Source organism: Kurthia huakuii LAM0618, assembly GCF_000505545.1.
Lineage (GTDB): Bacteria > Bacillota > Bacilli > Bacillales_A > Planococcaceae > Kurthia > Kurthia huakuii.
In genome coordinates this window covers 18822-43040 of the sequence record NZ_AYTB01000020.1, presented here as the reverse complement: position 1 = coordinate 43040, position 24219 = coordinate 18822, and the positions used below count along the sequence as shown (strand labels likewise).

Annotated in this window: 23 protein-coding genes and 1 pseudogene; 18 read left to right on the top strand and 6 right to left on the bottom strand. The window is 36.0% G+C overall.

What is annotated here, in order from left to right; all coding sequences use genetic code 11:
• Nucleotides 1–37 precede the first annotated feature (37 nt).
• Together V514_RS0117035 and V514_RS0117030 are read right to left on the bottom strand one after the other, a co-directional pair.
• Nucleotides 38–1723, bottom strand: a complete 1686-nt coding sequence (locus V514_RS0117035) for a methyl-accepting chemotaxis protein (RefSeq protein WP_029501041.1) — start codon at nt 1721–1723, stop codon at nt 38–40.
• 274 nt (nt 1724–1997) lie between these two features.
• A complete protein-coding gene (locus tag V514_RS0117030; RefSeq protein ID WP_029501040.1) occupies nt 1998–3131 on the bottom strand; it encodes a hypothetical protein in 1134 nt (377 codons plus the stop codon).
• Nucleotides 3132–3324: 193 nt separating this feature from the next.
• Between V514_RS0117030 and asnB the strand changes: the two genes are divergently transcribed.
• The 5 genes from asnB to V514_RS0117005 all read left to right on the top strand — a co-directional run bounded on the left by asnB (nt 3325) and on the right by V514_RS0117005 (nt 8865).
• A complete protein-coding gene (asnB, locus tag V514_RS0117025; protein ID WP_029501039.1) occupies nt 3325–5172 on the top strand; it encodes an asparagine synthase (glutamine-hydrolyzing) in 1848 nt (615 codons plus the stop codon).
• Between the two features lie 161 nt (nt 5173–5333).
• The gene (locus tag V514_RS0117020) at nt 5334–6014 is read left to right on the top strand and encodes a response regulator transcription factor (RefSeq protein WP_029501038.1); all 681 of its coding nucleotides are present in this window, start codon (nt 5334–5336) and stop codon (nt 6012–6014) included.
• Nucleotides 6004–7236 carry a sensor histidine kinase gene (locus V514_RS0117015; protein WP_029501037.1) on the top strand — a complete coding sequence of 411 codons (1233 nt, stop codon included), beginning with the start codon at nt 6004–6006 and terminating at the stop codon, nt 7234–7236. Before V514_RS0117020 ends, V514_RS0117015 begins: the two co-directional genes overlap by 11 nt.
• Nucleotides 7237–7413: 177 nt before the next feature.
• Nucleotides 7414–8520 (top strand): ParA family protein, encoded by a 1107-nt coding sequence (locus V514_RS0117010; protein WP_029501036.1) that lies wholly within the window; start codon nt 7414–7416, stop codon nt 8518–8520.
• A 12-nt stretch (nt 8521–8532) separates the two neighbouring features.
• On the top strand, nt 8533–8865 hold the full coding sequence (locus V514_RS0117005) for a phage tail tube assembly chaperone (RefSeq protein WP_029501035.1): 333 nt from the start codon (nt 8533–8535) through the stop codon (nt 8863–8865).
• A 94-nt stretch (nt 8866–8959) separates the two neighbouring features.
• Here V514_RS0117005 and V514_RS0117000 read toward each other — a convergent pair whose 3' ends face one another.
• Nucleotides 8960–10447: a primase C-terminal domain-containing protein gene (locus V514_RS0117000; RefSeq protein WP_029501034.1), complete on the bottom strand. Its 1488-nt coding sequence runs from the start codon at nt 10445–10447 to the stop codon at nt 8960–8962.
• A gap of 809 nt (nt 10448–11256) precedes the next feature.
• Between V514_RS0117000 and V514_RS0116990 the strand changes: the two genes are divergently transcribed.
• The 8 genes and pseudogenes from V514_RS0116990 (at nt 11257) to V514_RS0116955 (ending at nt 19469) form a co-directional block, all read left to right on the top strand.
• Nucleotides 11257–12948, top strand: a complete 1692-nt coding sequence (locus V514_RS0116990; protein WP_029501033.1) for a hypothetical protein — start codon at nt 11257–11259, stop codon at nt 12946–12948.
• A 123-nt stretch (nt 12949–13071) separates the two neighbouring features.
• Nucleotides 13072–14340 carry an ATP-dependent Clp protease ATP-binding subunit ClpX gene (gene clpX / locus V514_RS0116985; RefSeq protein WP_029501032.1) on the top strand — a complete coding sequence of 423 codons (1269 nt, stop codon included), beginning with the start codon at nt 13072–13074 and terminating at the stop codon, nt 14338–14340.
• A gap of 314 nt (nt 14341–14654) precedes the next feature.
• Nucleotides 14655–14819: a hypothetical protein gene (locus tag V514_RS20480; RefSeq protein ID WP_161630218.1), complete on the top strand. Its 165-nt coding sequence runs from the start codon at nt 14655–14657 to the stop codon at nt 14817–14819.
• Nucleotides 14820–15132: 313 nt separating this feature from the next.
• Nucleotides 15133–16158, top strand: coding sequence for an SH3 domain-containing protein (locus V514_RS0116975; protein WP_029501031.1), 1026 nt, complete (start codon nt 15133–15135; stop codon nt 16156–16158).
• A 59-nt stretch (nt 16159–16217) separates the two neighbouring features.
• Complete coding sequence (locus V514_RS0116970; protein ID WP_029501030.1) at nt 16218–17174, top strand: bile acid:sodium symporter family protein; 957 nt, start codon at nt 16218–16220, stop codon at nt 17172–17174.
• Between the two features lie 282 nt (nt 17175–17456).
• On the top strand, nt 17457–18473 hold the full coding sequence (adhP, locus tag V514_RS0116965; RefSeq protein WP_029501029.1) for an alcohol dehydrogenase AdhP: 1017 nt from the start codon (nt 17457–17459) through the stop codon (nt 18471–18473).
• Nucleotides 18474–18598: 125 nt separating this feature from the next.
• A pseudogene (locus V514_RS20705) lies at nt 18599–18715 on the top strand (GNAT family N-acetyltransferase); the annotation flags it as partial.
• Nucleotides 18716–18878: 163 nt separating this feature from the next.
• Entirely contained in the window at nt 18879–19469 is a 591-nt protein-coding gene (locus V514_RS0116955) for a hypothetical protein (RefSeq protein WP_029501028.1), read from the top strand.
• A gap of 137 nt (nt 19470–19606) precedes the next feature.
• Here the strand turns inward: V514_RS0116955 and V514_RS0116950 are convergent, their stop codons facing one another.
• The gene (locus V514_RS0116950) at nt 19607–20572 is read right to left on the bottom strand and encodes an arsenic resistance protein (protein WP_029501027.1); all 966 of its coding nucleotides are present in this window, start codon (nt 20570–20572) and stop codon (nt 19607–19609) included.
• Nucleotides 20573–20644: 72 nt separating this feature from the next.
• Here V514_RS0116950 and V514_RS20475 point away from each other — a divergent pair, with 72 nt between their 5' ends.
• The 4 genes from V514_RS20475 to V514_RS0116930 all read left to right on the top strand — a co-directional run bounded on the left by V514_RS20475 (nt 20645) and on the right by V514_RS0116930 (nt 22299).
• Nucleotides 20645–20815: a hypothetical protein gene (locus V514_RS20475; protein WP_161630217.1), complete on the top strand. Its 171-nt coding sequence runs from the start codon at nt 20645–20647 to the stop codon at nt 20813–20815.
• 47 nt (nt 20816–20862) lie between these two features.
• Nucleotides 20863–21087, top strand: coding sequence for a hypothetical protein (locus V514_RS0116940; protein ID WP_029501026.1), 225 nt, complete (start codon nt 20863–20865; stop codon nt 21085–21087).
• Nucleotides 21088–21179: 92 nt separating this feature from the next.
• Nucleotides 21180–21689: an RNA polymerase sigma factor gene (locus tag V514_RS0116935; protein ID WP_029501025.1), complete on the top strand. Its 510-nt coding sequence runs from the start codon at nt 21180–21182 to the stop codon at nt 21687–21689.
• Nucleotides 21679–22299 carry a zf-HC2 domain-containing protein gene (locus tag V514_RS0116930; RefSeq protein ID WP_029501024.1) on the top strand — a complete coding sequence of 207 codons (621 nt, stop codon included), beginning with the start codon at nt 21679–21681 and terminating at the stop codon, nt 22297–22299. The genes V514_RS0116935 and V514_RS0116930 overlap by 11 nt, the downstream gene beginning before the upstream one ends.
• A 354-nt stretch (nt 22300–22653) precedes the next feature.
• Here V514_RS0116930 and V514_RS20945 read toward each other — a convergent pair whose 3' ends face one another.
• Both V514_RS20945 and V514_RS0116920 read right to left on the bottom strand, forming a co-directional pair.
• Nucleotides 22654–22758, bottom strand: coding sequence for an IS3 family transposase (locus V514_RS20945; RefSeq protein WP_081715099.1), 105 nt, complete (start codon nt 22756–22758; stop codon nt 22654–22656).
• A 433-nt stretch (nt 22759–23191) separates the two neighbouring features.
• Nucleotides 23192–23662, bottom strand: a complete 471-nt coding sequence (locus V514_RS0116920; RefSeq protein ID WP_407636659.1) for a CarD family transcriptional regulator — start codon at nt 23660–23662, stop codon at nt 23192–23194.
• A gap of 177 nt (nt 23663–23839) precedes the next feature.
• Here V514_RS0116920 and V514_RS0116915 point away from each other — a divergent pair, with 177 nt between their 5' ends.
• The gene (locus V514_RS0116915; protein ID WP_152529003.1) at nt 23840–24142 is read left to right on the top strand and encodes an Rgg family transcriptional regulator; all 303 of its coding nucleotides are present in this window, start codon (nt 23840–23842) and stop codon (nt 24140–24142) included.
• The last annotated feature ends 77 nt before the right edge of the window (nt 24143–24219 follow it).

The following is a 24219-nucleotide window of genomic DNA, read 5'->3' as shown; positions in this document are numbered from 1 at the left end:
ACCTCAACCAATTAATACCCTTTTTCCGTCAATTTAACTATATTTTAAAGCTACTAATTTCTTCATGTAAACGCTGCGCACCTAAGCTTAGGCTATATGCCACTTCACTCACCTGTGCCATTGTTGCAACTTGCTCGCTCATCGCATTGACGATAACATCAATGTTGCCAGCAGCTTGTACTGAGCCTGATGAGATTTCATGCACCGATGCGGAAACTTGCTCCGCCCCTGCCGATAACTGTTCTGCCGTCGCCGATACATCTTCAACTTGTGCTGTTATCGTATTAATCGCTTGTGAAATCGTTGAAAATGACGTCCCTGCCTCGACAATAATATGAACGCCATCTGTTACCGACACTAATGAATTTCCAACTGCTTGCTCGACATTTTTTGTATCCATTTTAATTTCTTGTGTTAATGTGGCAATCAAATTAGCAGATTCCTTCGACTGCTCAGCTAATTTTCCAACCTCTTCTGCGACAACGGCAAAACCTTTGCCATGCTCTCCTGCACGCGCTGCCTCAATCGACGCATTAAGTGCTAGTAAATTGGTTTGGTCGGTAATATCAGTAATGACACCAGTAATTTTTTCAATTTCCTCTGTTTGTTTCGCTAACTTATCGACAAGCTGATTGACCATTGCCGTAGAATGGCTAATCACGTCCATTTGAGATTTTGCTTTACCTAAAATTTCTACGCCATTACTAGAAACATTCCTTGCATCCACTGACGCCTGATTTAACGTTTGAACCGCATCTGCAATACGGTTGACCCCTTGTGCTGTTTCGTTCATCGCAAGAGCACTTTCATTGGCAGCCTTTGCCGAACTTTCTGTTACCTTCGATGTATTTGTTACTTGTGATGTAATATCTTCATTCGTTGCAGTCACTTCTTCCGTACTTGCTGATAATTCCTCGGCAGTAGCCGAAAGCTGTTCTGCATTCATTTGCACGTTTTGAATAAGGTGGCGTAAGTTGTCTTTCATAACATTGATGCCATTTGTTAGACTACCAATCTCATCGTTAGCATTATAAGCGATATTTTCGTGCGACAAATCTCCCTTTGATACAATTTCAACAGCTGCTGCAAGTTGTTGAAGTGGTTTTGTAATTGTACGATTGACCATTATTACTAATAAAATGCCTATAATCATACTAACAACTACACTTATAATAGCCGTCATTTTCGTAAATGAAATTGCACGAGCGGTTTCCGCTTTAATTTCCGCTAATTTTTTATTTTGATAGTTTATTATTACTTGTGCTTCATCTAATATTTCTCTATTTGTAATCGACAAATCTTCCTTAATAATACGTTGTGCTTCATCTAACTCTTTATTCGCTACTACTTTTTGTAAACCGTTCAGTTGCCCATTAAAAATAGCATTTTGGTCATTTATCACTTTCCAAGACTCTTTCATACTTTGCGAAAGTAAATACGGTTTTAATGCAATGATATGCTCCTCAGCAGATTTTACACTCTCTGCTAATTGTTGCTGACTTGCTTCATTATTATTAGAAACAATTGCGCGTGCAAATAACTCTTGCTTATAAACATCTGAATGAATTTGTTCTGCTAATTGTAATTGTTGAATGCGATTCCCTAATGCCAATTCTGATTTTGATTGAATGGATGATAAATTAACTAAAGTAATCATAACAGAAACTGCCATCAACCCAATTATCGTATAAAATGCCAAACTTAATTTCTTGCCTACCCCCATCTCTTCTCCCCCTTAAAATTACGTACATATTATACTAAATACCCAATTACCTTAAAAATATGTAACTTTTAAAATATATTTAATTTAGTAATATTGTTTTATTTATTTCCCAAAAAGAGGCTGGGACAAAAAAATGTGAGGCGATTTTCAAAATCGCCTCACATTTTTTTGCTTTCAAGCGCATTAAATGATTCATTTAGACAAGAAAATTACGCCTCAAATTTTATATTTCTCCTAAAAATCGAGTTTTGTCCCAGCCCACTCTCTATCATTATTACTTTTCTAATACTACAATCGCAGCTTCAAACTGTTGCACATACGCATCTAATTCCATACCTGCTCGCTCGGCTACACCAGCACTTAACAAGTGCTTTTCAATACCTGTATAACTTTTTATAACAGTTAAAAATGCTATTGCTTGCTCTTTATTTTCGACGGTTACTTGTTCTGGTTTAGCAAATTTACCGTAACCAACATACTCGGATAAACCTTGTAAATCCGCAATTTTAATTAAGCTTTGTAGCCACATATCTTCTAACACTTGATCATATTGTAGCCCTACTTCTTTACTCGTTAAAATCCATTTCGTCGTATCAGGCAAGTTATTCATTTCAAGATAAGTCTTTGTCATTTCCGTTTGCATTGAGCGAAGGAATGCAATGTGCGCGGCCTTACTCGCTTCATCATTACCCCACGTTTTTTGAAGCTCTTGATATTGTGCAAGCAGTGCTTTTGATTGCTTATCCACTTTCACAATTTCTGTCTCAGCTTTTACTGCTTCTGCAACTACTACTTGGAAAGATGCTACGATGTCGTCCGCACTATCTGTTTTAATAAACGCTGGTAAAATCGCATTTAAATTTTCAACATATTGCAAGTTTTGATAAGCCGTTATATCTTGCCCATTTTTTTCTAAATAATTAACGATGATTGCTGCTACATCACCCTTTGATGTCAGCGCGGTTTTTACATCTGTTACAAACTGCTTTGTAGCCGCATCAATTGTTACTTTACCATTCACATATGTTGTATTTGAAATCGTGCCATTTGCTAACTTCCCTTTATAATAAAATAAACTTTTATGTTCAACTAATGTTGTTGTTAGTTTGCCATTTTTAAATAAATATTGATTGCTTTTCGCTGTCTTATAGCCTTTTTTCAATGCTTCATTATGATAAAGCTTCATATTCAAACCAGAGCCAATAACTGCATAGCCTTTATTTAATTTACCATTTTTATAAAGTTTCCCCTTATATACTTTATAGCCTTTTACTACTTTCTCTGACTTAGCATGCACTAATACGTTCTTTTTGTTTAATTTTACCGATGATGCCGCTTCACTAGCCATTGGTGTAACGACTGTTAACCCGACAGCTACCGCGATTGTCGAAACTGTAATTTTTTTCATTTCATAACCTCCAAAATTTAATTATCTACCTAAATATAATGCCCAAAGTTTAAAAATAAGTTAAATTTTACAAAATTCTTTATTTTCAGTTTCATTTCATTTTTGAAAGGTATAGTAACTTAAACGTACTTTTGTACACAATTATAGGCGAATGCTAATTATTTTATTTATTAAATTTATGAGGTGAACATACATGTGTGGATTTATTGGTTATATTAATGGAACAACTAAAATTGATCACGAGCAAACAATTGAAAATATGATGAATACGATTATTCATCGAGGGCCAGATAGCGGTGGAATTTATACAGATGAAAAAGTCACGCTAGGCTTTCGTCGATTAAGTATTATTGATTTATCAGACGTAGCTAATCAGCCTATGTATAGTGCTGATGGGAATATCGTACTTGTCTTCAACGGTGAAATTTTTAACTTTCAAGAACTACGCTCGGAATTGATTGCAAAAGGTTATACATTTAAAACGCAATCTGATAGCGAAGTAATCATTTATGGCTATGTAGAATATGGTGTGGAATTTGTCAAACAACTTCGAGGAATGTTCGCATTCTGTATTTGGGACAAAAAAAGAGACTTACAATTTATCGCTCGTGATGGCTTTGGTATTAAACCACTTTATTATACGAATCATACATATGATCAAACTTTTCTTTTTGGTTCAGAAATTAAAGCATTTTTGCCGCATCCCGCGTTCATTAAGGAATTAAACAAAGATGCCCTCCGTCCTTATTTAACATTCCAATATAATTCAATGGATGAAACGTTTTTTAAAGGTGTATACAAACTACCACCTGCTCACTATATGATTATTCAGAATGGTGAGATGAATATCGTACAATATTGGGATAAAAAATTTAATGCCAAAGAAGCACCGCTCGAAAATTATGTAGAGGAAATCCGCAAAACAATGAAAGATGCTGTTGCAGCCCATCAAATTAGCGATGTAAAAGTAGGTTCTTTTTTATCAGGTGGTATTGATTCAAGTTATATTACAACATTACTACGTCCACATAAATCATTTTCAGTCGGTTTTTCCGAATATGAAACGATGTTTAATGAAACCAATTTAGCAAAAGAGCTTTCGGATACAATCGATGTGCAAAATGAACGAAAATATATTTCTGCTGAAGAATGCTTTGAAGCGCTCCCTAAAATTCAATGGCATATGGATGAACCGCAATCCAATCTATCCTCGTTACCACTTTATTTCTTATCTGAATTAGCAGCAAAAGACGTAACGGTCGTGCTCTCCGGTGAAGGTGCAGATGAAATATTTGGCGGCTATTCTTGGTATAAAAACTCAAATAAAATGCAACAATATGAAAAAGTTCCATTTGGTGTACGTAAAGCGGTTCGAGGAGTTGCAGAACGTTTACCGAAAAATCAATATACGCATTTCCTCGTAAAAGGTGGGAAAACGGTAGAAGAACGTTTTATTGGTCATGCGATTGTTTGGGATGAAGATGATGCCATAAAGGTGCTAACATCCGATTATCAACATGGTCCCTCTGTTCAGTCAATCACACAACGCATTTATGATGAAATCCCAGGTGATGATGATGTGACAAAAATGCAATACCTCGATTTACATCTTTGGATGCCTGGTGATATTTTATTAAAAGCTGACAAAATGAGTATGGCTCATTCGCTTGAATTGCGTGTCCCCTTTTTAGATAAAGAAGTGATGGAAGTCGCAAAAAAAATCCCATCGAAATATCGTGTAAATAATAATGAGACAAAATATGTTCTACGACAAGCATCTTACGAGGAGCTACCCGAAGAATGGGCACAACGACCAAAACTCGGTTTTCCTGTGCCCCTACGTCACTGGCTACGCGAAGAAAAATATTACAATTTAGTGAAAGAAATGTTTACAGCTGACTTTGCAAAGGAATTCTTTGACACAACGCAATTAGTTCACTATTTGGACGAACATTATGAAGGAAAAGCAAACCGCTGTCGATATGTTTGGACCGTGTATGTATTCCTTGTATGGTACAAGCGCTTTTTCATTACGATTTAGGTAATTTCTACAAGAGGTATTCACGATTGTATCGTTGAATACCTTATTTTTTACACAAACTTAATGAATCAAAATACTGACAATAATTGTTTGTAAAAAAAGTACATGGTATCATTTTTTATGAGATACATTGTATTTCGGCATAAAGTAGGAGGCTTATTTTGAAAATATTACTAGCAGAAGATGATGTACGCTTAAGAAAAAATATCAGTTATATTTTAAAAAAAGAATTTTATCATGTTGTTGAAGTAGATAATGGCCAACACGCACTCGATAATGCGATAGCTGAAAAATATGATTTACTTATTTTAGATTGGATGATGCCCTATTTGAGTGGTATTGAAGTTTGCAGGCAATTACGAAATGATGGATTTAATGGTGGTATTTTAATGTTGACTGCTAAAGACGATACAGCAGATGTCATTCAAGGGTTAGACACTGGAGCAGATGATTATGTCATCAAACCATTTAAAATGGACGAGCTTTTAGCTAGAATTCGAGCAACATTACGGAGAAAAGAAAAAATAATCGAAAAAATTATCCAAGTAGAACAATTACAATTATGTATAGACTCTCGCACTGTTCTACGCGATCACATTGAAGTCGAATTAACAAAAAATGAGTTTTTATTATTAGAATATTTATTCATTAATAAAGGGCAAGTACTAACGAGAGAACAGATTTGTACACATATTTGGGGCTATGATTTTGATGTTTCTAACAATTCGTTAGATGCACTTGTAAGACTCGTGCGAAAGAAGATTGATACTAATCCTGAAAAATCATACATTCAAAACATACGAGGCATCGGCTATAAATTGAGGAATCACTGTGTTTCATAAAACGAGGAAAAAATTATCATTATTATATGCAACACTATTCTTTTTATTTTTCTCTTTTTTCCTTATTATCTTTTATTTTGCACTCGTAAATTTAATGAATACCCAGCAGCTAGATGAACTAGAATCTCATTATGAAAAGCAAAAATACGATTTTTATGCATATATGCATGAGCAACAGCGGTTAAGCTATGACCCTGATCAAAATTATTTTTATTACATCTATACAAAAGATCACAACTTCGTTCATGGTGATGAAACGTATAAAGGAATGCAGCAACAATTAGAGCAATTTTATTCACATAGCCCTATATCAGAAAATTCTTCCGTTCATTTCGAATGGCAAGAACACTATTTCTTACTGCTAAAAAAACCAATTTATGAAAAACATAACGTTGCTGGCTATATTATTTTAGGGAAATCTATCACGCTACAAAAACATTTTTTCCAAAAAACAATTCAACTACTTATTTTATTAACGTGTATCTCAACAATTTTAATTGGGCTACTTAGTTATTATATGGCCAGAAAAGCTATGGTTCCTATTCAATGGTCTTTTGATAAGCAAAAAAAGTTTGTTTCTGATGCTTCTCATGAATTACGAACACCTCTCAGCATTTTTTATAGTTCACTTGAAATTTTGGAGTTAGAAGAGGCACACACACTAAGTCCTTTTAGCAAAGAATTAGTACATGATATGAAAGATGAAGCACAATTAATGGAAGCCCTTTTAGAAAAATTATTATTTTTAGCTCGCCACGATCAACAGCAATGGGCTCAACATCAAGAAGTAATTCCTCTTTCTGATTTACTTAAAAAAATTGCCATTAAATTTCAAAAAATAATGCCTGCTGAAATACAATTTGTTACCGAAATCGAAGAAAATATTGAATTTTTTGGTGACATAACAAAAATACAAGAATTGCTCTATATCTTATTAGACAATGCGAAGTTATATACTAAAAAGGGTCCTATTTCACTTTCGCTAATTAAAGAAAGTAATGCGATAAAAATGACCGTCACTGATAATGGTATTGGGATTCCCGAACATGATTTACCGTTAATTTTTGACCGTTTTTATCGCGGGGATGTTGCTCGCCAACGAAATGGTACAGGCCTAGGTCTTGCTCTAGCAAAAGCAATTGTCGAACAACATTCGGGAAAAATTATTGTTTCAAGTGCTGACTCAAAAGGAGCTTCATTCCAAGTGATTTTTCCAATTTGAATAGTGACGCATCAATTTTACGATTTCCGCGTATAAATTGGTGCTTTTTTATTATATTTTCAAACAATTAATTAGTTAATTTATTAATAGCTTAATCAATTAAAAAACTAATATATTAATTTAGTATTTTTTTTGCTATACTATAGCTATTGTAAGAATTAAGGGAGTGTGGAATTTGTGGCAATTAAAATTACGCTAGGTAACAGTAAAGGTGGCGTTGGTAAAACAACCACGACTTGTCTCCTCGCGATTTCTTTAGCAAAACATTTTAATCAACGAGTACTCGTTGTCGATTTCGATGCACAAGCTGACTCAACTGACTTTTTAGTCCGCACATTTAATGTACAACATGAGTTAGCAAATCATACATCTGTTTTTGAGGCGATTAAGTCACCGAAAACAGCGACTGAAGCCGTTATTAAATTGGACGATCATTTAGATTTAATTCCTTCTGGGGAAGAGTTAAGTGGCTTGGATTTATTATTGTTTAATAAAGGTGTTTTTGGAGAGTTTGAATCAGGTCTTTATTTAGATTTAGTCATTCAACAAGTAGAAGCCAATTATGATTTTATTTTGTATGATGTGCCGCCTACTTCAAATATTCAAAATATTAATGCTATCGTGGCGAGTGACTATTATATCGGCGTTATGATGACGCAGGCGAAAAGTTATCGCCAAATGAGTAGTTTTCTTAAAGAGTCGAACAAAACGGCTGAGAGTGCTCATAACTCGAAATATGGCTATGATGGTGCAAAACTGTTAGGTATTCTCATGTATCTTGAAAATAAGCGTAGTAATGTCGATTACACGGTGATTTCATCTGCACTTCAAACATATGGTGATCATATTTTCTACTCGCGTGTTTATGAACGTGAACGCGTAAAACGTTACGATTTAGTGCCACCCAATCCGAATAAATTTGATCAACATGATAAAAACACATTTGCGATGTATGATTCGCTTGCACAAGAGATTTTAATACGTGTTGGCAAGTTACCTATAAATACGAATAAAATCCGCTTAGAACAACTGTTAGAGCTTGCTAGCGATGATTTAAACCATATCGAATACAATACGCTCATTGAAGCCTTTGATAAAGCTGTCTTTTATCGTGATGATGTACTTGAACGTTTAGAATTTACCGCTAATCAATTAACAACAGCGTTACGTGATGTTTTCAAAGATATTGAAACAGCGAAAAAACGTTATGTTATCCCGCGTATTGTCCAATGGGCAGAAACAAAAGGTTCTCTTGTGCAATTAAAAGAATTAAAGAATTTATAGGAGGTCTCGCATATGGGACGTAAAAACTTATTAGAAAATGATGCACTGAATAGCAAGTTTAGTGCTGAAGGTGAAAATCCTCATCAAGCTGCTTTCTCTGAACCAAAGGCACGTGGCTTAGCTTTAATGCATGAAGATATAGCTTCTGAACCAAAGAAGAAAGAAAAAGTAGAACGTAAAACAACGTTAATGTCTGCAAAAGCGCATCAATTCTTTAAAATTAATGCAGCACAACATGATATGAAATTGTTAGAAGTAATTGATTTCGCAGTAGATAAACTACTAGAGATGGATGAAGATCAATTAATACAACAATTAGAATCTTATAAACAGGCACTTAAATAACATAACTTCTAAAGACTTATCAAATATATTGGTAAGTCTTTTTTTAATCGCACCACAGTAACTAGAAATATGTATTGGCATAGTGGAGTATTAATTAGCCAGAGTTACCGACAAGTTTCGGTAGTTTGTATGGCATGATTTGATAGAGCTGTTCGATAAGCTTTGTGCATGCTATTGATGCGATAAAGTTAGTTTCTGCAATAAATGACCATAGTGAAATACGCAGTGCGCTTTTTTGTTGTGACAGCTTTTGCGCTTGCGTGCGTACATAATTAATATAAATGGCTACCGTTGTCCAGCCGGTTTTTGCACCACGGCCTTTTCCTTTACGAATAAGCACCAATTGCTCTGATTTTTTAATGATTTCATTCAATGAGCTTTGCGGCATATTTAGGGCCTCACATAACTGTTTTTGCGAACGCCAAATAAATGGTCCAGTGGTGCATTTTTGGGCCGTAATGTATGCGATGATGTCCGCTTCCCATTCCGTATAATGACTGCGGCTGCGTTCATGGCGTTCTTTTTTGAATTTGTACCAGCCACCTGTTGGCAATTCAAATTGTTGATGTGGTACATATAATGCTAATAGTTCTTCAATATATTGTTTTGATGCACCGCGGTAGCGTCCCGAATAAGCAGAACGTACGACCGTTGTTAGTTCATGATGCGCTAATGGTTGGTGCAAATTCGCATTAAATTCATCAATAATATCAAACGCTTCATTTGCTGACTTTCCTTCGCTATAACAAATAAGCGCTAGTGTGAATAATGTATTATTACGGCCAATTTGCCCTTTTGCTCCTTTAATATGAGCAGAATTGACAAGTGCGTGGAACCAATCGGTGTGCATTAAATTGTTTGTAGACGGGTTTGGACGAACCGCATAAAATGGTGCATCTTCTTGTTGACGCATCGACCAATCAATCCATTGCTTGATGCTATACGTTTGCTCAAGCTGTACCCAGACAAGGTTTTGTTCAGTTGGTGCACGGAAAAATCCAAAATCATTACAATAAGGATCTGCCTGAACGGCTTGTAAACTCGTTTTTAAATTTGCTGCAATACGTTTTGCTACTTTCAAGCCTTGGAAATCATTTTTATTTGAAATAAATAATGGTTCACTTAAGACGAAATATACTTGATAACCGCGCGGCGAGGCCACAATCGCAGTTGGTGCACCAATGGAGTCATCTAGACATGCTAGTAAAATATCTTGCACCGAAAAAGCTTTCGTATCAATATCAACAACAAACGCATTAATTTGTTGCAAATTCGTTTCGACAAACCCGTGCACAATGGTGCGTTTCGTATCGGTATATGCACCAAAGCGATACACATTAGGTGTAAAGTGGCTTAAACGTGCCACATCTTCTAATAAGCGCTCTTTTGAATTAATAATATAGCCTTTGACGCCATGTTTTGAAAAATCTTCTTTGTTTCGCACCGCAAAAAGAACACCTTGGCGCGTTTGTTGTTCCAAATGTGCCATTTGTAGACGCTTTTGTTCTGGTGCATGTGAATTTTTATAGCGATATGTAGCAATTCCATTATGTAATAGGATGTTATAAAACGTTTTTAGCATGCTGAAATACACCTCCTCCGATTGTTTCCTCTATTATAAAGAATCGGAAAAACGTGAAAGTGCTCTCTCTAGAGGATTATGCACCAATTTGAAAATGCCCTTCAGCCTTACTGCCACAAGGGTTTGAAATTTTTTTGATTTTTTTTTGTTATACAGGTTTGTCCCACTTTTTTTCATATTGCACCACCTCTGAAATTGAAATGCACCAATGGAAAGTGTATAAAACATTGATTTAACAATGTTTGTAAAATTTATCCATCACCGTTTGTACACGGGTTTGTCCCGAAAATACCCCCATGCGTAAAAAAAAATACTACACGGGTTTGGAAATGCACCAAAAAAATATGCACCGAAAATGCACCAAAAAATCAACAATACGATAATAGCAACGTTTCCAACTACACGGGTTTGTCCCAATGGTGCATAATTTGCGAAATACTACACGGGTTTGTCCGAAGTTTGTACACAGGTTTGTCCCAAAATCGTTCATTTTTTGTCTATAAACTCATTTTTTGGAAAAAATAGCTTTGCTGTTTTTATGGCGATTTTTTCGTAGTTTGCATTCGTCGTGGTGCGTTTACTTTTTTCGGGCGAACCCGTCTATAAAGTGGTGCATATTGCTGGTTTTAATGAAAATGGTGCACATTATACTACACAACTTTGTCTGCACTTTTGCACCAAGCGATGTTTTGGTGCAAATGGTTACTGTTTCTGCACCAAGTTTTACAGAATGGTGCCGTTTATTGTATACGGCTTTGTTTGATGGTGCATTTTGTTATAATAATGAGTAAGAAAAGAGGTGGTGCACAATGGATTATACGGCTATTTCGGAAACAATTTTATTGTCGTATGAAGAAACGAAGATTGCGGTGTATGAAGAAACGAAGGAATTATTCGAAGATGCACCAATGTTGTTAGAATTATGGCATCAAGATGCATACCAAACATCTGATGATGAACGTTTGCACCAGCAACCAAAAAATGAAGCTTTCTTAGCGTTGTTTAATTTGATTACAGTAGAGTTAACGAATTTTAAACGCATGACGAAAAAAGTAATTCGCGATACCGTCGAAAGTTATAAAGATACGATTACACAAACGATGTTGCCATTTGTTCAAATGATGAGTGATGTGGAACTAGATTTTACAAAACCGCTTGTCAATCAAAACTATATGATGACGGATTCGAGCACGACATTTTATTTGATGCGTAATATTGTAACGAGTAAAAAAGGATTCGCCGATAATGGACGCGGTCACCTTGAATCAGAACTTGTCGATAATCAAGGTCAGTTGCATGGCTTAGCAGAATTGCGCCCTGCGCCGTTAATGGAAGCTGAACCTGCAGATTATTTAATTGATGCGGTGGAAAATACATTAAGCTCACTCGATGAATTAACAGCCGATATTTTTGATTTAGTATCGTATATGTGGATGACGGGCGAGCATACGAGCGACGGTTTTATTGAGTTTCATAGTGATGATGCATTGTTATTACAACAAGGACATCACGGCGCTTCAACTGATACCGTAAAGTTTAAAGAACGCGACCGCTTCAATATTATGCGCCGTGTTGCTGCATTGACGAGTGTTTGGGTTGCTTTGAATGATGGGCCGGACCGTTTGAAAATTATCAACTCCCGCGACATCAATTCAAAATTGTATAAGTTCCAAGACTTTAAACGCATGTTTGAAGTGGGAAATGTCCGCATTGCATTTGATAAGAAAACGAATAAGCCAAAGGGCATTTATGCGATTGAAATTAAACCATCGTCGTTATTGCAGCCGTATTTAAATGGCAGTAAATCATCATTAGGGGTGCTCGATTTAAAAGTATTTAAATATAGCTATTTTACACAACGTGAACATAAACGACTGACGCGTTATTTGAGCCGTCAATGGAAAATTCGTGTGGTGCGTGGCACATTACATCAGCCGTTTAAAATTGCGACGCTTTTAAAAGAAATGAATTTTCCAGAGCGTTTAAATGGTGTGCAACTACGCGATAAATTTGAAGAAGTGCTCGATGATTTGCAGCGCGATGACATTATTAAAGCATGGACGTATAGCGAATTAATCGATGAAGCGCGCGTTGGTAAGCGTGGCTGGATAAAAAATTATTGGAGTCAGTTAAGCGTCACGATTTTGCCACCAGATATCGTTGTGCGTGAAAATCGTAAACAAATGCCTACGTTAGATGAACCTATTGAAGAAGCCCCTGTTGAAGACGTCTTTGATGCAGTATTTGAAGAAGTAGTAGAGTCGGCACAAGAGGCGTTTGATTTTGAGGAAGAAATGGAAGAAGTGGAAGAAGTGGCCGTGTTAGTATTAACACCTGAAACGATGCGCGCTAAAATTGACGAGCTTGGGTATTCGATTCGCAAGGCCGCCGAAGAAATGGGCATGAGCCATACAACGCTGTCACGCTACATGAACCATAAGATTAAACGTCATAATAAAGACAATGATAAAAAAATGCTTCAATGGATAAAAGATAATTAAGACTTGTTATTGTACGCTAGAAATAGATAGCGGTATAATTTAATTATTCAACAAAGTATATTTAATTGACGAATGAAACATACTAGTTTAAAGTATGTGAACAACAACGCCTAGGGGGATATTATGACGAACGAAAAATTAAAATATTGCAGTATTTGTCATCAGGAATTAGAAGGTACGGTTTTTATTAAAGGTCCAGATGAGAAAGTTGCAATTTGTGAAGACTGTATTCAAACAGCATATGAAATTTTAGGATTAGGTCCTGTTCAATATAACGAAGCTAATGAAGTAGATGACACGATGCTAGATGCCGAAAACTTTGTCCGCCCTTCTGTGATCCGCGACTATTTAAATGATTTTGTCATCGGTCAAGAAGAAGCAAAGCGCGTATTAGCGGTTGCGATTTATAATCATTTAAAACGTATGGCACATAATGCACATCGTGAAGAAGGTCAACCAGAAATTGAAAAATCGAATGTGTTAATGGTTGGTCCTACGGGTTCAGGTAAAACGTATTTATTACGCAAAGTAGCTGAACTGATTGATATTCCGATGATTGTAGCAGATGCTTCAAGTATGACAGCTGCGGGTTATGTCGGTAGTGACCCAGAAATTATGCTACGCCAATTATTACAAGCAGCAGATGGTGACTTAGAACGCGCACAACGCGGTATTATTTATATCGATGAAATCGACAAGCTAGGCCGTAAATCAGAATCTGCTTCGATTACACGCGATGTTTCAGGCGAATCTGTACAACAACAAATTTTAAAAATTTTAGAAGGTACAAAATCACAAGTTCCAATTGATGCAAATCGTTTACACCCAGGTGGCAACAATGTTGAAATGGATACATCGAATATTTTATTCGTTGTAGGTGGTTCATTTGAAGGAATTGAAGAAATCATTAAAAAGCGTTTAGGTGAAGAAGGTCGTCGTATTGGTTTTGACGAAGTTTCAGAAGCTGAACAAAAGAAAAAAGATTTTAACCATTATATTCTTGAAGTAGAAGCCGAAGATTTACGCAAATTTGGCATGATTCCAGAATTGCTTGGTCGTTTGCCAGTCGTTGTGCCACTACAAGAATTAGATGTAGATGCATTAACGCGTATTTTAACAGAGCCACAAAATGCACTGTTAAAACAATACAGCTCGCTATTAAGCTATGACGGTGCGGATATTGAATTTTCAGATGAAGCGGTAAAAGCAATTGCTGAAATCGCTTATGAAAAGAAAACAGGTGCCCGTTCATTGCGCTCTGTCTTAGAAAAAGTATTATTGCCACATATGTTCAATCTGCCAGATGAAGAAGAAGATGTAACGTTCTACTTTGATGAAGAAACAATTCGTGATGGCAAAGCACCAAAGCATATTATCAAAGAATCAAAATAACGCAAAAACCTACAGCATCTGCTGTAGGTTTTTTTAAATTAACTAATTAATGTATTACTTAGTTAATTGGTTAATATGTTAACTAATTAATATAGTTATTTAAACAGTAAACATTTTTTGCGAACGTAAATAAAGGACATTCTTTTGTTTGCGTCGAATATAATACCAACAAGGAAAGTAAATTATGCTTTTATTATTGCATACCTAGCTTCTGCTTCATTTGCGCTTTCTTGGAACATCACAAATATGAAATCTAAAATTAATTAGTTAATCAATTAGTTTGTTAACTAATTAATTTAACTGGAGGTATACATATGAAACAATTTCTATTAACAGCACCATTGTATTTTATGACAGGGATTGGCTTTTATCATGCATTATTCGGTAGTAATAAATTATTTGGGATCATTATTTTAATTGTAGGTTTAGCAGGAATTGCATTGGATATTATTTCGCGTCGTGCGAAAAAGGCATCATAGTTCGGTTCTTTTGCCGTACTAAACAATTACTGACTTGAATCAATGATGACGTTGTCAGAAAGCAAGTAGCTTTTGATGACGTCTTTTTTAGTTAACAGGAAGTAGCAGTTTAGAGCATAGGTACAAGAAATGATTAGGAATGTTCCACGTGAAACAATCATTAAAGTTTAATTTATTAATTAGTTAAATGATTAATTTATTAACTAATTAATTGTGTTTTTTTTGATTCTTTCGTGCCATTTTCAGAAAAAACTCCCTATACTAGCGATTTTCCGTTAGAATAAGAAAGACTAGCAATCTTGGAGGTACACACATGAATAAAACATTTCGCAAAGTAAGCTGCCTAATGATAGCAACGAGCTTGCTAGCTGCTTGTAGTTCAGATAATGCAGAAAGCGAATCGGTTAATAAGACGATAGCAGCAAAAGAGGCAGAAGTTCCAAAAAACTTTACGAAAGAATTAGAAAATCTAGCTGATAATCGCACGTTAGAAATAGCGGATACTATTTTAAATTATGCGAGTCAGTACGAACAAAAATATGGCACACCAATTGTTGATAAAGATCAAGAATTTAAACGTGTGTTAGTGAATATTTTAAAGTCTTCTTATTTAGAAGGTGAACCGGCTGCGAAAGCTTCTCAACTTTTCAAATCGTATTTCTTAAAAGAAGCATTTGAAGAAGGTACGGCTGAACAGTTACTACTAGAAAACTATTATCAAGCGTTGATTAATTCATTACGTTTAGATGTAGCAGATGAGCAAAATAATGAAAATGTTGCAGAAGAATCCGAAGATGAATTGGATTTATTAAACGAAAAAATAGCAGAAAATGCAAAGGCTTTAAATTCGAAAATGGGCACAAAAATCTTTAAAATGCTCAGCAACTCAACGGAAAGTTCTTCTGCGGAAGAGCATAATTTATATGTTAGTACGGGACGTTTAAAAGATGGCTTGAATCTAAGACAAGGTCCGGGTGCGGAATATCCACTTGCGCTACCAAAAGAATTGCCTAATGGTACCGCACTTAAAGTGACAAGCAAGCAAGGAAATTGGTATAAGGTGTTTGTTATTAGCAAGGATGTTGAAGGTTGGGTCAATAGTGCTTTTACTTCGAAAACTGCACCAACATATGACGAGGTTTATACGGCATATGTGGAAGTGTATAATGATACGCTTGTGCTGCGTGAAGGGGCTGAGAAATCTTACCCGAAAATCGCCGAGCTAGAAAATGGTACGGAGCTGCAAGTTTATGATGAAACAGATGGTTGGTATTATGTCCATGTACCAAGCATTGATGAATATGGTTGGGTGCATAGCCATTTTGTCGTTCGTGAATAAATGAAATGAAATCGCGCTTTGTCGCGGTTTTTTGTTATTCGATGAAAGAAGGAATACATATGTTAAATAATTTAAATCGCTTTATACAGCGATGGATGCCTCTTTTAACACCGCTTAGTTTAATTATTGGTGTATTGTTCGAAGAAGTAGGACAGCATTTATTATTTTTAGTAGCATGGTTATTTGCATTTATGACGTTTGTTAGTGGATTGAAAATGAGCTTTCGCGATGTGAAAGTTTTTGTGAACTATCCAAAAACGATTTTATTTACGATTGCATTCTTACATATTATGATGCCACTATGGGCGTACTTTTTATCGCAATGGATTTTTGACGATCATTTATTGACGATTGGTTTCATTTTATCTGTTGCCGTTCCAACAGGTGTGACAAGTGTCATTTGGGTGACGATTGGCCGAGGAAATATTCCACTTTGTTTAGCTATTATTTTAATTGATACGTTATTAGCGCCAATTGTTATGCCAGCCTTATTACATGTATTTGTTGGCGAAACGATTCAAATCGATACCGCGGGACTGATTACCGATTTAATTTGGATGATTGTATTGCCATCGATACTTGGTATGGTGCTCAATGAATTATCAAAAGGCGAAGTACAGCACAGATTTGGTGCAACGTTAGCGCCGTTGTCGAAACTTTGTTTATTCGGGGTCATTATGATTAATAGTAGTGCGATTGCGCCGTATTTAAAAAATATAAATAGTGAGCTTGCTTATGTTATTGCGATGGTATTTGTCCTGGCGGTTTCAGGCTATTTATTTGCGTTTATTATCGGTTACATCGTTTGGAAAGACCGCACGATTGCGACCACTTTCTTATTTACAGCAGGTATGCGTAATATCGCGGTTGGTGTCATTATTGCTACGACGTATTTCCCTGCTAAAGTGGCAATGCCCGTTGTATTTGGCATGTTGTTCCAGCAAGTGTTAGCATCTGTTTTCAATAAGTTAAATGAACGAAAGCTTCATGTAAAGGAGAAATCGCATGTAATGTGATTTCTCTTTTTTTAATTAATGCAGGCTGTAAAATTGTGAATGTGTAGAATAGTTCAATATTCATAATAAATTTTAATATACATACAAAATTCCCTTGTATTCTTTTTTCTCAATGTATCAAAGTAAGCGTTTATCCTTTTTTACCGTAAAAAAATATGAAAAACATATCTTTTGATTGACTAAAATATTACAAATTTAGTATCATGAAGCCATGAATGATAGTAACTATCGTTCTATGTTTCACCAAAAAATATTCCCCACAACGAAAGGAGAAATTTTTAGATGAAAGCAGCAATCGTAACGAGTGATAAATCAGTTAACATTGAGGACAAGCAATTACGTCCGTTAGAACATGGAGAAGCACTTGTAAAAACAGAATATTGTGGCGTTTGCCACACCGATTTACATGTTAAAAATGCAGATTTTGGTGACGTAACAGGTGTCGTACTTGGACACGAAGGCGTTGGTAAAGTAATCGAAGTTGGCGAAGGTGTTGAATCGTTAAAAGTCGGCGACCGTGTATCTGTCGCATGGATGTTCGAAAGTTGTGGACACTGTGAGTATTGTACAACAGGTCGCGAAACATTATGCCGCGATGTAAAAAATGCGGGTTATACGGTAGACGGTGCAATGGCCGAAGAAGTTATTGTAAAAGCCGACTATGCAGTAAAAGTACCAGATAATTTAGATCCTGCGGCAGCGTCATCAGTGACGTGCGCAGGGGTTACAACATATAAAGCAGTAAAAGAATCACAAATTCGCCCTGGTCAATGGATTGGCGTATTTGGTATCGGGGGCTTAGGAAACTTAGCCGTACAATATGCGAAAAACGTGTTTGGCGCTAAAGTTGTTGCATTTGACATTAGCGACGAAAAATTAGCTTTCGCAAAAGAGCTTGGTGCAGACGCGACGGTCAATTCATTAAATGAAGATCCGAGTGAAAAAGCGAAAGAATTAACAGGTGGTAAAGGTTTAGATGCAACGGTTATTACAGCAGTTGCAAAAACACCATTTAACCAAGCTATCGATGTCGTAAAAGCTGGTGCACGCGTTGTAGCAGTTGGCTTACCAGTCGATAAAATGGATTTAGATATTCCACGTCTTGTACTAGATGGTATCCAAGTAGTCGGTTCATTAGTTGGTACACGTCAAGATTTACAAGAAGCATTCCAATTTGCAGCAGAAGGTAAAGTTGTACCGAAAGTTGCGCTTCGTCCACTTGAAGATATTAATGATATTTTTGAGGAAATGGAACAAGGTAAAATCACAGGCCGTATGGTTATTGATTTTACAAAATAATATGTGAATGAAGCCTACAATGCTGAGTGACTCAGTGTTGTAGGCTTTTTTAAATTAATTAGTTAATTTATCATTTTTTCGCAGAAGACACCCTCCTCAACGCGTGGAGCGAGTAGGTGGGGGTAGTTCAATTAAGTGTGTATGATGACAATACATTTGCGATTCATTTATACGAAAAATTGGGATTCCACTTTAATGGAGAGCTTGATATTCATGGAGAGAAGGTTATGGTTCGCGAATAAGCTACTACCGAAATGCCAAATTAATTAGTTAATTAATTAAACGATTAATCAATTAATATGTAAATTAACAGAAGCTATCACGTAATGTATACGATAGCTTCTTTTTTCGTTATAATAATTAATTAGTTAATTTGTAAATTGATTAATTTATGGAGGGATATAGATGAAAACAATTGCATGCTTACATGCACATCATTCTAATATTGATTATATCGAACAAGCTTTTAAACAGCAGTCTGTACAATTACAACATTTTGTCGATCCGGGTGTGATGTTTCATGTGCAACAATCGCAACTAGAGGTAGCGAAAAAACATGTGGCAGCGCAGCTTGAATGGATTGCCTCAACAAAACCCGATGTATTGCTTGTGACATGTACAAATTATATTGCGTTGATCGATGAAGTCGTATCGATTCCTGTTGTGGCAATTGACGTACCATTTTTTGAAGTACTTCAAAAACAGCAATCGCCCATTACATTATTTTTTACGAATCCGCATACTGTTGAAGGCACGATGAAACGCTTAAAGCAATTTGTATCGCAACCTGTTGACATCGTTATTATACGTGAGGCGTTTGAGTTATTGATGGCAGGGAACAAAGAAGCATATGACGATGTAGTAATGGCAGCGTTACACAATGCACCAGCATGTGCGGCAGTTGCGCAGCTATCGATGGTCGATGCTGCAAATGAACGAGGAATTTTACAGCCATTGCAGCCTGTAGTAGCAGCTATTTTAAAAAAATTGGGGTGATGATAGTTGGAGAAATATGATAACGGTAGATTTTACGAGTTAACAATGGAATTTAAGGAGCAACAGTTGGTTACAGCACTACATGAATTACAATTAAAAACAGAGCATATGTCGTAGTAGGCACATGCTCTGTTTTTTTAATAATCGCGCAAAATCATTTCAGGAACGATCCGAATATAGAGGAGTTCCATTATAATTTCGACAATCGTTTGCGTCACAATAATCGCAGCCACCAATGTATTAATCGAGCTTGGAAGTGCAAGTGCTAACGGTAAAACGACGAGCGAATTTCGCGTGAAGCTACTAAAAATTAATGTGCGCCCCGTAGCAACATTTAATCGGAACAACTTGGCGACTATTTTCGCGAGCCAGGGCATGATAAGCATAAATAATACGTAAATCGGGATAACGACTAAAATATCCTCTGTATAATCAATGACTTTTGTTATTTGTGATGCCACAATGATGAACAAGGTTAATGCCATGAGTGGCACAGGTAACCAGGCTGATGCGCCAATGATTTTTTCAGCAGTATGCCTTTTCGTAACGAACAGTTGTAGCACGATTGAAATGGTGAGTGGCAATAAGATAATCGTTAAAAAAGTTTCAACAAATGGTCCAATTTCAACAATTGCCGCCGTATGCTCACCGATAAAAAATGTTAAATAGAACGATAGTAGCAGCATTTGCACGATAAATAAAATCGGCGTTGATAGTAGCATTAACTTTTCATCGCCACGACCAAGTGCCGTAAAAACAATCACATAGTCAATACAAGGTGTGAGTAACACAAGAAAAACGCCTAATAACATCGCTGGATTGTCGGGTAATAATCGCGTTAAGAGCCATACAACAATCGGGACGATAACAAAATTTGTTGTTAACAGTGCCGCGAGAAAGCGTTTATTGGCAAAGGATTGCTGGAGTGACGTGAATGGAATTTGTGAAAACATGCTATACATTAAAAAAGCTAATGTAATCGAAATCATGCTATCGAATGTGGCGCCGATAGTTGGTGAAAATAGGCCAAGTGCTGCACCAAGAAAAAGTGCGATAAAATAATGATAAATTTGCTGTTGTTCAAGTTTTTCTCTAGAAATCAAAATGGTGCTCCCTTCATTAGAATGACTCGCTTATTGTAGCACAAACTATGAAAAGTCACTTCTTGTTTTGAAGTGGCACGAGCTTATTTACCGCAGTCGATGATTCAGCAGGAGCTTGCACAAAAGACCGTATGTATTATTGAAGCGAATCATATTTCTTTACCAACATCTCAGACTATGTTGATTACGAAAATTATGTCTGAAGAGGTGAAAAAGTTTGTCGCATTTATGAAAATTAATTAGTTAATTGATTAACTAATTAATAAGTAAATTTAGGGGGAATGCGTACGATGAACAACACCACAAAATTGCCAGCATTAAAAGCCTTCTTTAACATCCTTTTTCTAATCGGGGCGGTAATGCTCATCGTAAAAATTTTTGCGGCGTTCGGCAACCGCTTTTTAGATTGGCGATTTACATTTTTCGAGGATTCGCTTTTTTGGATGGTTGGACCGTTAGCTGTGACAATTATTGGAGCCATTGGAACAGAATTATTAGCAGCTAACAACAAGTAAGTCGTTTCATTTTTAAAAATGAAACGCTTTTTTTATTAAATGGTGTAACGAAATGAATGTTCATTCTATATATAGAGTGAAGGGGGAATGAAGTGAACGATTTGCAAGAAATTTATCAAAGTTACGCCAATGAAATCAAAGCATTTTTAATGTGTTTAACGAGGAATGAAGATTTAGCAGAAGAGCTAACGCAGGAAACGTTTTACCAAGCTGTAAAATCGATTCGCCGCTACAATGGTCAATGTAAAATGACGGTCTGGCTATGCCAAATTGCGAAACATTGCTACTATGATTATTTGAAAAAAGCAAAATATCGCCAACATGATAGTATCGAGCAATTGACCCAACTTGGTGTGGAATTTGATTCACAGCAGGCGTTACCTGAAACAACTTTTTTGCGTCAACAGACGACAAAGGAAATTCAACTAGAAATAGATAGCTTAGGCGAACCGTATCGAGAAGTTTTTTTACTGCGCATTACACTAGAAATGAGTTTTCGAGAGATTGCGCAGATTTTTGAAAAAAATGAAAATTGGGCGAGGGTAACGTATTATCGTGCCAAATGTAAATTAGCAGAAAGGATGAAGGCGTATGAAGTGTGAAATTATTGAAGATCTTTTACCATTATATATAGATGACGTGTGTCATGAGGAAACAGCGAAAGAAGTGATGCGGCATTTAGAACAGTGTCAACAGTGCCAGCAGCTCGCGCAGTTTATGACAGCAGAGCATTACATAGCGCCCGCACCGATAGATGTGAAGAAAGCGCGCGCGCCATTTAAACGCATTAATAAAAAACGGTATACGCAAGTGATTATCGCAATCCTGACGACGTGTCTTTTAAGTATGATAACTATGCAAGTTATTCGAGATGTTGGCGTGCTCAATGACTTTTTCTTTCCAATGTCAACTGCCATTGCCGCTGGAAATACTGAAACATGGACAGCGGTATCATTTTCTGAAAATGGCATTGCTAGTAAGACGTATTTAGAATATCCATTACTGTTTAGTAAAAAGGAATTAGTCAATGCATCAGAGCAGCCAGTGTGGGTCCGAGTGAAAAATGAGCAAGGGCAAATTATTGTAAAAGCGCAAAAAATTTCTGGCAATCGAGGAATTGACTTACATGAGCTAAAGCGTACAGAAAAATATTATGTTGAAATTAAACAGGTAGTAGATGTCGAGGATCATATTATTTTAAATGCGGTATAATTAATTAGTTAATTTATTAACTAATTAATAAATAAATTAAAGCCGCTTCGACATAGGAAATGGACGACGGCTTTAACGTACTAACAAAATTTATTATTACAACGATTCTAAAACATAGACGAAATATAAAATTAGCGACATTTAATACATTGTTTTTGGGGACATTTTGAAAACCATTTATAAACTAAAACTTCATCGTCGGCAAACAAAGATTAAAAAGGAATTGACCCACAAAAATGGGACAGTGAAAAAGACACTTCTTTTTAGCTAAATTTGACGGACACTTTCCTAGGGCACGGCCGATGCCTCCTCACTCGCAAGCTCTCTGCGGGGTCTTCTGCGCATGCTTTTCCCCTAGGAGTCGCCGTCAAATTCTTGTTTCACCATCTTTTTTCGGTATATAACTGGAGAAAGGTGGTTTAACGTTGCCAAAATTCGAGTATGATTATAGTAGTTGATGTATGCTTAAACGGTTTGAACGACAACGTCATTTGTTGTTCTTAAAAGCCCTTCAATATAAAACGTTTCACACTTTAAGCTGGCGTGGAATGTTCCAATGATGGCGTTATTAGCGGGCGTGCCTTTACGGGACATGCTCATGATAACGCCTTTTTTTTGACCGCTTGCTGCTATTCATGCGAAGTATACACCGATTCTTGGTCGCTATGAAGCAGGCAATCAGGAGATAGCCCTTCATTTCAATCGCTTTTATTTTGGTTTCATACGAATCTACTTGTTTTTTGCCCATCAAAAAACACCTCCAACGTTTTTATACCTTGAAAGTGTCTTTCTCTTTTTATGTTGTCTCAATTCTTTAGGTCAGTTCCCTTGGACATCTCTACTCTTTTTTTAGTTGTAAGCTATTTTCTGCTAATGGATAGAAATGATTAATTTAATAAAAGCTTTCAAGTTGTTCTGGTGTAATCCCTTCAATAAGATTGATTTCACTCATCATAATTTTTTGGGCTTGAGCAAGCATATCTTTTTCACTGGCATTAAGTTTTTTCTTTGCTTTCATACGAGTTAGATCACGTACAACTTCTACACAGGCTTTTAAATCCCCTGTTTTAATTTTATTTGTATTTGTATTATAACGTTCTTTCCAAGAAGTTATGGGATCTGATTGACCATGCGTAAAAGCATCAAGTATACTTCTCAATGCTTTAATGTTTGTAATCGACCTTATAGGTGCATCTACCATTTTATCTACAGGTATAAGTAATTGCATACGATTAACTACCATACCAATAACATAATATCGATGAATTTCACCAGAAAACTCTCGTTCTTCTATTCCTGTAATGATTCCAGCGCCTTGTGTTGCATACATAATATTTTGACCAACTTTAAACAAATCATCCACCCCTATTCAATAACTACTTTCTTAACCTTAACATCCATTAGTTTTTTAATCAAATTTTTAATATTATCACAAAAATAATTATCTTGTCAAATTTTATTTATTTCCAATTATTTCAAATGAACTATCTATTGAATGGTCTTATTATGAATTAGTGCTATTCAATAATTTTTTGTATTTATTTCCAGAAGAAACGGCGATGATATTATCGGAAAACTTAGTAGCGAGAGCATTAAAATAAAAGATTATCAAAAAACCGATATCTTTTTAATGGTGTCGAAAGAGCTATATAGTGAACAAAATCGATTTTTTGAGCAGACAATGATTAAATATTATACAGGGCTACGAATGGTTTTAGACGGCGATAAAGCAGGAATTGAGCTTAGCCGGAAAGCATTGAATATTTTTAAACTACTCGATCATGAAGATTTGTATACGTTTTATGAAGGGCGCCTACAGCAAGTTATTGACGAAAAATATTAACGGAAGATGAGCAAAATGCTACAACTGATGTAAGCCCGTAATCAAATAACGCATATAATCTTGTAGGCATCTCCGAT

Coding starts and splice junctions, on each gene's coding strand:
- V514_RS0117005 (WP_029501035.1), top strand. CDS start 8,533: ATGGGACGTAAAAACTTATTAGAAAATGATGCACTGAATAGCAAGTTT.
- adhP (WP_029501029.1), top strand. CDS start 17,457: ATGAAAGCAGCAATCGTAACGAGTGATAAATCAGTTAACATTGAGGAC.
- V514_RS0117030 (WP_029501040.1), bottom strand. CDS start 3,131: ATGAAAAAAATTACAGTTTCGACAATCGCGGTAGCTGTCGGGTTAACA.
- clpX (WP_029501032.1), top strand. CDS start 13,072: ATGACGAACGAAAAATTAAAATATTGCAGTATTTGTCATCAGGAATTA.
- V514_RS0117000 (WP_029501034.1), bottom strand. CDS start 10,447: ATGCTAAAAACGTTTTATAACATCCTATTACATAATGGAATTGCTACA.
- V514_RS20480 (WP_161630218.1), top strand. CDS start 14,655: ATGAAACAATTTCTATTAACAGCACCATTGTATTTTATGACAGGGATT.
- V514_RS0116930 (WP_029501024.1), top strand. CDS start 21,679: ATGAAGTGTGAAATTATTGAAGATCTTTTACCATTATATATAGATGAC.
- V514_RS0116970 (WP_029501030.1), top strand. CDS start 16,218: ATGTTAAATAATTTAAATCGCTTTATACAGCGATGGATGCCTCTTTTA.
- asnB (WP_029501039.1), top strand. CDS start 3,325: ATGTGTGGATTTATTGGTTATATTAATGGAACAACTAAAATTGATCAC.
- V514_RS0116940 (WP_029501026.1), top strand. CDS start 20,863: ATGAACAACACCACAAAATTGCCAGCATTAAAAGCCTTCTTTAACATC.
- V514_RS0117035 (WP_029501041.1), bottom strand. CDS start 1,723: ATGGGGGTAGGCAAGAAATTAAGTTTGGCATTTTATACGATAATTGGG.
- V514_RS0116990 (WP_029501033.1), top strand. CDS start 11,257: ATGGATTATACGGCTATTTCGGAAACAATTTTATTGTCGTATGAAGAA.
- V514_RS0116955 (WP_029501028.1), top strand. CDS start 18,879: ATGAAAACAATTGCATGCTTACATGCACATCATTCTAATATTGATTAT.
- V514_RS0116975 (WP_029501031.1), top strand. CDS start 15,133: ATGAATAAAACATTTCGCAAAGTAAGCTGCCTAATGATAGCAACGAGC.